At 67.1% G+C, this 6024-nt stretch carries 11 protein-coding genes; all 11 read left to right on the forward strand.

Features of this window, described 5'->3' with window-relative positions; translation table 11 throughout:
- Positions 1–456: 456 nt before the first annotated feature.
- From rpsJ to rpsQ, 11 genes are read left to right on the forward strand one after another with little or no spacing between them, the layout of a single operon-like run.
- On the forward strand, positions 457–762 hold the full coding sequence (gene rpsJ / locus AC5Y4D_RS27050; protein WP_003873519.1) for a 30S ribosomal protein S10: 306 nt from the start codon (positions 457–459) through the stop codon (positions 760–762).
- Positions 763–775: 13 nt separating this feature from the next.
- Positions 776–1429 (forward strand): 50S ribosomal protein L3, encoded by a 654-nt coding sequence (gene rplC, locus AC5Y4D_RS27055; protein WP_499944412.1) that lies wholly within the window; start codon positions 776–778, stop codon positions 1427–1429.
- The gene (gene rplD, locus AC5Y4D_RS27060) at positions 1429–2124 is read left to right on the forward strand and encodes a 50S ribosomal protein L4 (RefSeq protein ID WP_499944413.1); all 696 of its coding nucleotides are present in this window, start codon (positions 1429–1431) and stop codon (positions 2122–2124) included. Before rplC ends, rplD begins: the two co-directional genes overlap by 1 nt.
- The gene (gene rplW, locus AC5Y4D_RS27065; RefSeq protein WP_068033882.1) at positions 2125–2427 is read left to right on the forward strand and encodes a 50S ribosomal protein L23; all 303 of its coding nucleotides are present in this window, start codon (positions 2125–2127) and stop codon (positions 2425–2427) included.
- 27 nt (positions 2428–2454) lie between these two features.
- Entirely contained in the window at positions 2455–3297 is an 843-nt protein-coding gene (gene rplB / locus AC5Y4D_RS27070) for a 50S ribosomal protein L2 (protein ID WP_499944414.1), read from the forward strand.
- Positions 3298–3309: 12 nt separating this feature from the next.
- On the forward strand, positions 3310–3591 hold the full coding sequence (gene rpsS / locus AC5Y4D_RS27075; RefSeq protein ID WP_011739061.1) for a 30S ribosomal protein S19: 282 nt from the start codon (positions 3310–3312) through the stop codon (positions 3589–3591).
- Entirely contained in the window at positions 3588–4133 is a 546-nt protein-coding gene (gene rplV / locus AC5Y4D_RS27080; protein WP_500038739.1) for a 50S ribosomal protein L22, read from the forward strand. Before rpsS ends, rplV begins: the two co-directional genes overlap by 4 nt.
- On the forward strand, positions 4133–4960 hold the full coding sequence (gene rpsC, locus AC5Y4D_RS27085; RefSeq protein ID WP_499944416.1) for a 30S ribosomal protein S3: 828 nt from the start codon (positions 4133–4135) through the stop codon (positions 4958–4960). Before rplV ends, rpsC begins: the two co-directional genes overlap by 1 nt.
- Before the next feature lie 3 nt (positions 4961–4963).
- Positions 4964–5380, forward strand: coding sequence for a 50S ribosomal protein L16 (rplP, locus tag AC5Y4D_RS27090; RefSeq protein ID WP_499944417.1), 417 nt, complete (start codon positions 4964–4966; stop codon positions 5378–5380).
- Positions 5380–5622: a 50S ribosomal protein L29 gene (rpmC, locus tag AC5Y4D_RS27095; RefSeq protein ID WP_500038740.1), complete on the forward strand. Its 243-nt coding sequence runs from the start codon at positions 5380–5382 to the stop codon at positions 5620–5622. The genes rplP and rpmC overlap by 1 nt, the downstream gene beginning before the upstream one ends.
- Positions 5619–5996: a 30S ribosomal protein S17 gene (rpsQ, locus tag AC5Y4D_RS27100; protein WP_499944419.1), complete on the forward strand. Its 378-nt coding sequence runs from the start codon at positions 5619–5621 to the stop codon at positions 5994–5996. Before rpmC ends, rpsQ begins: the two co-directional genes overlap by 4 nt.
- The last annotated feature ends 28 nt before the right edge of the window (positions 5997–6024 follow it).

The raw sequence follows: 6024 nt of genomic DNA on the forward strand, positions 1-6024 counted from the left end.
GAATCGCGCTATCGCGGCCCAATTTGGGCGATTCTGCGTCTGCTCGCGACGAGGGCGGGGACACGCGCGCAGGCTCGGATAAGCCCAGCTAGGGTCGGTTCTGACCCGGTGTGTGGGTCCTCGTTCGGGCGGACGGACCGGGATTTGGCCGAGCGCTGATCTTCAGGCATACTGTTCAGGTTGCCCAGCGCCAGGTTTGCGCCTGGCCGGGCATACGACCAGCGCCCACCAGGGGCGCGTCCGGTCCCATCCTTGGAGCGCGACTATTTCGGTCGCCTACGAGGCTGCGTGCGGGTGACACACCCGAGCGCGGGGAGCGGGTGGACCACGACAGGTAAACAGCGGCGCAGTATCCGGCGCAACGCTAGGCCGGCCCGTGAACGGGCAGGCACTTGCGCGCCGGAGGGCATCAGGTCCGGTGACGGACTCGAGTGTGAAGAAGAGGTAGGGAGAAGCGTGGCGGGACAGAAGATCCGCATCAGGCTTAAGGCCTACGACCATGAGGCTATTGACGCGTCGGCGCGCAAGATCGTCGAGACCGTCGTACGCACCGGTGCCAGCGTCGTAGGCCCGGTGCCGCTGCCGACCGAGAAGAACGTGTACTGCGTCATCCGCTCTCCGCACAAGTACAAGGACTCGCGGGAGCACTTCGAGATGCGTACTCACAAGCGGCTGATCGACATCCTCGACCCGACGCCGAAGACCGTCGACGCGCTGATGCGCATCGACCTGCCGGCCAGTGTCGACGTCAACATCCAGTAGGAGATCCAGTCAAATGGCGAGAAAAGGCATTCTGGGTACCAAGCTGGGCATGACGCAGGTATTCGACGAGAACAACAGAGTCGTGCCCGTCACGGTCGTCAAGGCCGGGCCGAATGTGGTGACCCGCATCCGTACGCCCGAGCAAGACGGCTACAGCGCGGTGCAGCTGGCTTACGGCGAGATCAGCCCGCGCAAGGTCAACAAGCCGGTGACCGGTCAGTACGCGGCGGCGGGTGTCAACCCGCGCCGGCACTTGGCCGAACTGCGCCTGGACGACCCGCAGGCCGCGGCCGAGTACCAGGTCGGCCAGGAGCTGACGGCGGAGATCTTCGCCGACGGCGCCTACGTCGACGTGACCGGTACCTCCAAGGGCAAGGGGTTCGCCGGCACCATGAAGCGGCACGGCTTCCGCGGCCAGGGCGCCAGCCACGGTGCCCAGGCGGTGCACCGTCGCCCCGGCTCGATCGGCGGATGTGCCACCCCGGCAAGGGTTTTCAAGGGCACCCGGATGGCCGGCCGGATGGGCAACGACCGGGTCACCGTGCAGAACCTGGTGGTGCACAAGGTCGACGCCGAGAACGGCGTGCTGTTGATCAAGGGCGCGGTTCCCGGCCGCACCGGCGGACTCGTCGTGGTCCGCACCGCGATCAAGCGAGGTGAGAAGTAATGGCCGCCAAGACGGTAAGTACCCAGAAGGGCGCCAGCGGGCTGAAAATCGACGTCAAGACGCCGGACGGCAAGACCGACGGCTCCATCGAGCTGCCGGCCGAGCTGTTCGACGCACCGGCCAACATCGCGCTGATGCACCAGGTCGTCACCGCCCAGCGTGCGGCGGCCCGCCAGGGCACGCACGCGACGAAGACCCGCGGCGACGTCAGCGGCGGTGGCCGTAAGCCGTACCGCCAGAAGGGAACCGGTCGCGCCCGGCAGGGTTCGACGCGCGCCCCGCAGTTCACCGGCGGTGGCACCGTGCACGGTCCGCAGCCGCGCGACTACAGCCAGCGCACGCCCAAGAAGATGATCGCCGCCGCGCTGCGCGGGGCGCTGTCGGACCGGGCGCGCAACGGGCGCATCCACGCGGTGACCGAAATCGTCAGCGGGCAAACGCCTTCGACGAAGAGCGCCAAGGCTTTTCTGGCCACGCTGACCGACCGCAAGCAGGTGCTGGTGGTCGTCGGCCGCAGCGACGAAGCCGGCGTGAAGAGCGTGCGCAACCTGCCTGGCGTGCACATCCTGCCGCCCGACCAGCTCAACACCTACGACGTGTTGCGGGCCGACGACGTGGTGTTCAGCGTCGAGGCCCTCAACGCCTACATCAACGCCCACCAGGGCACCGCCAGCACCGAGGAGGTATCGGCGTAGATGGCGACCATCGCTGACCCCCGCGACATCATTTTGGCGCCGGTCATCTCCGAGAAGTCCTACGGGCTGCTCGACGACAACGTGTACACCTTCGTGGTGCACCCCGATTCGAACAAGACGCAGATCAAGATCGCTGTCGAGAAGATCTTCGCCGTCAAGGTCGCATCGGTGAACACCGCGAATCGGCAGGGCAAGCGCAAGCGCACCCGGACCGGCTACGGCAAGCGCAAGAGCACCAAGCGCGCGATCGTGACCCTGGCACCGGGCAGCAAGCCGATCGACTTGTTCGGAGCACCGGCGTAGCCCGGGCGCAGAAAGAGCTGATTAGACATGGCAATTCGCAAGTACAAGCCGACGACCCCGGGCCGCCGCGGCGCGAGCGTGTCGGACTTCTCCGAGATCACCCGGACGACGCCGGAGAAGTCGCTGGTTCGTCCGCTGCACGGTCGCGGCGGGCGTAACGCGCACGGCCGCATCACCACCCGCCACAAGGGTGGTGGCCACAAGCGTGCCTACCGGGTGATCGACTTCCGCCGTAACGACAAGGACGGGGTCAACGCCAAGGTCGCGCACATCGAGTACGACCCGAACCGCACCGCCCGCATCGCACTGCTGCACTACCTGGACGGCGAAAAGCGCTACATCATTGCGCCGAACGGGCTTTCGCAGGGCGACGTCGTCGAGTCGGGCGCCAACGCCGACATCAAGCCCGGCAACAACCTGCCGCTGCGCAACATCCCAGCCGGCACCCTGGTGCACGCGGTGGAGCTGCGTCCCGGTGGTGGCGCCAAGCTGGCGCGCTCGGCCGGGTCGAGCATCCAGTTGCTCGGCAAGGAAGCGACCTACGCCTCGCTGCGTATGCCCAGCGGTGAGATCCGCCGCGTCGACGTGCGCTGCCGCGCAACGGTCGGCGAGGTCGGCAACGCCGAGCAGGCGAACATCAACTGGGGCAAGGCCGGCCGGATGCGCTGGAAGGGCAAGCGTCCGTCGGTCCGTGGTGTCGTGATGAACCCGGTCGACCACCCGCACGGTGGTGGTGAGGGTAAGACCTCCGGTGGCCGTCACCCGGTGAGCCCGTGGGGCAAGCCCGAAGGCCGCACCCGCAACCCGAACAAAGCCAGCAACAAGCTCATTGTCCGACGCCGGCGCACCGGCAAGAAGCACGGCCGGTAGGAGTAACCAACCATGCCACGCAGCCTCAAGAAGGGTCCGTTCGTCGACGACCATCTGCTCAAGAAGGTCGACGTGCAGAACGAGAAGAACACCAAGCAGGTCATCAAGACCTGGTCGCGCCGGTCGACCATCATCCCGGACTTCATCGGGCACACTTTCGCGGTGCACGACGGCCGCAAGCACGTCCCGGTGTTCGTCACCGAGTCGATGGTGGGTCACAAGCTCGGTGAGTTCGCCCCGACCCGCACCTTCAAGGGACACATCAAGGACGACCGGAAGAGCAAACGGCGATGAGTACCACCACCACTGAATATCCCTCGGCGACCGCCAAGGCGCGGTTCGTGCGGGTGTCGCCGCGGAAGGCACGCCGGGTCATCGACCTGGTACGCGGCCGGTCGGTGACCGACGCACTCGACATCCTGCGCTGGGCGCCGCAGGCCGCCAGCGAGCCGGTCGCCAAGGTGATCGCCAGCGCAGCTGCCAACGCGCAGAACAACAATGGACTGGACCCGGCCACCCTGGTGGTCGCCACGGTGTACGCCGACGAGGGCCCGACGGCCAAGCGCATCCGCCCGCGCGCGCAGGGCCGCGCGTTCCGGATCCGCCGGCGCACCAGTCACATCACGGTGATCGTGGAGAGCCGGCCCAGCAAGGACGAGCGGTCGTCGAAGTCGTCGCGCGCGCGTCGCGCCGAGGGCAGCAAGGCCGCCGCGAAGGCACCCGCCAAGAAGGCACCCGCCAAGAAGGCGGCCACCAAGGCACCGGCAAAGAAGGCCGCTACCAAGGCCGAACCGAAAACGTCTGAGGCTGCCGAAGCGAAGGGAGGCTCAGACTAGTGGGCCAGAAGATCAATCCGCACGGCTTCCGGCTGGGTATCACCACCGACTGGAAGTCGCGTTGGTACGCCGACAAGCAGTACGCCGAATACGTCAAGGAAGACGTCGCGATCCGGCGGCTGCTGTCGACCGGCCTGGAGCGCGCCGGCATCGCCGACGTGGAGATCGAGCGGACCCGCGACCGGGTCCGGGTGGACATCCACACCGCGCGTCCGGGCATCGTGATCGGCCGCCGCGGCACCGAGGCCGACCGCATCCGCGCCGACCTGGAGAAGCTGACCGGCAAGCAGGTTCAGCTCAACATCCTCGAGGTGAAAAACCCTGAGTCGCAAGCACAATTGGTGGCCCAGGGCGTTGCCGAGCAGCTGAGCAACCGGGTCGCGTTCCGCCGTGCGATGCGCAAGGCGATCCAGTCGGCCATGCGGCAGCCCAACGTCAAGGGCATCCGGGTGCAGTGCTCGGGCCGCCTCGGCGGCGCGGAGATGAGCCGTTCGGAGTTCTACCGCGAGGGTCGGGTGCCGCTGCACACGCTGCGCGCGGACATCGACTACGGCCTCTACGAGGCCAAGACCACCTTCGGCCGCATCGGCGTGAAGGTGTGGATCTACAAGGGCGACATCGTCGGCGGCAAGCGTGAACTCGCGGCTGCCGCTCCCGCCGGTGCCGACCGTCCGCGTCGCGAGCGTCCCTCGGGCACCCGTCCGCGACGCAGCGGCGCGTCGGGCACCACGGCCACCGGCACCGACGCCGGCCGGGCCGCCGGCGGCGACGACACGGCGTCCGCAGAAGCCGCAGCGCCGGTAGAGGCGCAGAGCACGGAGAGCTGAATCATGTTGATTCCCCGCAAGGTCAAGCACCGCAAGCAGCACCACCCCCGTCAGCGCGGCATCGCCAGCGGCGGCACGTCGGTGAACTTCGGCGACTACGGCATCCAGGCCCTCGAGCACGCCTACGTCACCAACCGGCAGATCGAGTCCGCTCGTATCGCCATCAACCGGCACATCAAGCGTGGCGGCAAGGTGTGGATCAACATCTTCCCCGACCGTCCGCTGACCAAGAAGCCCGCCGAGACCCGGATGGGTTCCGGTAAGGGTTCGCCGGAGTGGTGGGTGGTCAACGTCAAGCCGGGCCGGGTGCTGTTCGAGCTGAGCTACCCCAATGAGCAGACCGCGCGCGCGGCGCTCACCCGGGCGATCCACAAGTTGCCGATCAAGGCACGCATCGTCACCCGAGAGGATCAGTTCTGATGGCAGTGGGAATTTCGCCTGGTGAACTGCGTGAGCTCACCGACGAAGAACTGAACGAGCGTGTTCGGGAGTCCAAGGAAGAGCTGTTCAACCTGCGCTTCCAGATGGCCACCGGGCAGCTCACCAACAACCGCCGGCTCCGTACGGTGCGTCAGGAAATCGCGCGGGTCTACACGGTGCTGCGCGAACGAGAACTGGGTCTGGCTTCCGGGCCTGACGGATCCGACGAGAAGGAATCGTGATGGCAGAGGCTAAGACTCCCGCGAAGGCGGCTCCGAAGAAGGCGGCTCCCACCAAGGCGGCGGCTCCGAAGGACGCCGCGCCGAAGGAGAAGGGCCCCAAGAACACTCCGGCCACCCCGAAGCCGCGCGGGCGTCGCAAGACCCGCATCGGCTACGTGGTGAGCGACAAGATGCAGAAGACCATCGTCGTCGAGCTGGAAGACCGGGTTCGGCACCCGTTGTACGGCAAGATCATTCGCACCACCAAGAAGGTCAAGGCGCACGACGAGAACAGCATCGCCGGTATCGGCGACCGGGTCTCGCTGATGGAGACGCGTCCGCTGTCGGCGACCAAGCGCTGGCGACTCGTGGAGATCCTGGAGAAGGCCAAGTAGCTTTCCGCGCGTACCCTGCGTACCCTGC

Source organism: Mycobacterium sp. NGS67 (assembly GCF_059812185.1).

Bases quoted from the DNA above. Each gene is read 5' to 3' on its own strand.
- rplW (WP_068033882.1), top strand. From the start codon at position 2,125: ATGGCGACCATCGCTGACCCCCGCGACATCATTTTGGCGCCGGTCATC.
- rplP (WP_499944417.1), top strand. From the start codon at position 4,964: ATGTTGATTCCCCGCAAGGTCAAGCACCGCAAGCAGCACCACCCCCGT.
- rplC (WP_499944412.1), top strand. From the start codon at position 776: ATGGCGAGAAAAGGCATTCTGGGTACCAAGCTGGGCATGACGCAGGTA.
- rpsS (WP_011739061.1), top strand. From the start codon at position 3,310: ATGCCACGCAGCCTCAAGAAGGGTCCGTTCGTCGACGACCATCTGCTC.
- rplD (WP_499944413.1), top strand. From the start codon at position 1,429: ATGGCCGCCAAGACGGTAAGTACCCAGAAGGGCGCCAGCGGGCTGAAA.
- rpmC (WP_500038740.1), top strand. From the start codon at position 5,380: ATGGCAGTGGGAATTTCGCCTGGTGAACTGCGTGAGCTCACCGACGAA.
- rplV (WP_500038739.1), top strand. From the start codon at position 3,588: ATGAGTACCACCACCACTGAATATCCCTCGGCGACCGCCAAGGCGCGG.
- rplB (WP_499944414.1), top strand. From the start codon at position 2,455: ATGGCAATTCGCAAGTACAAGCCGACGACCCCGGGCCGCCGCGGCGCG.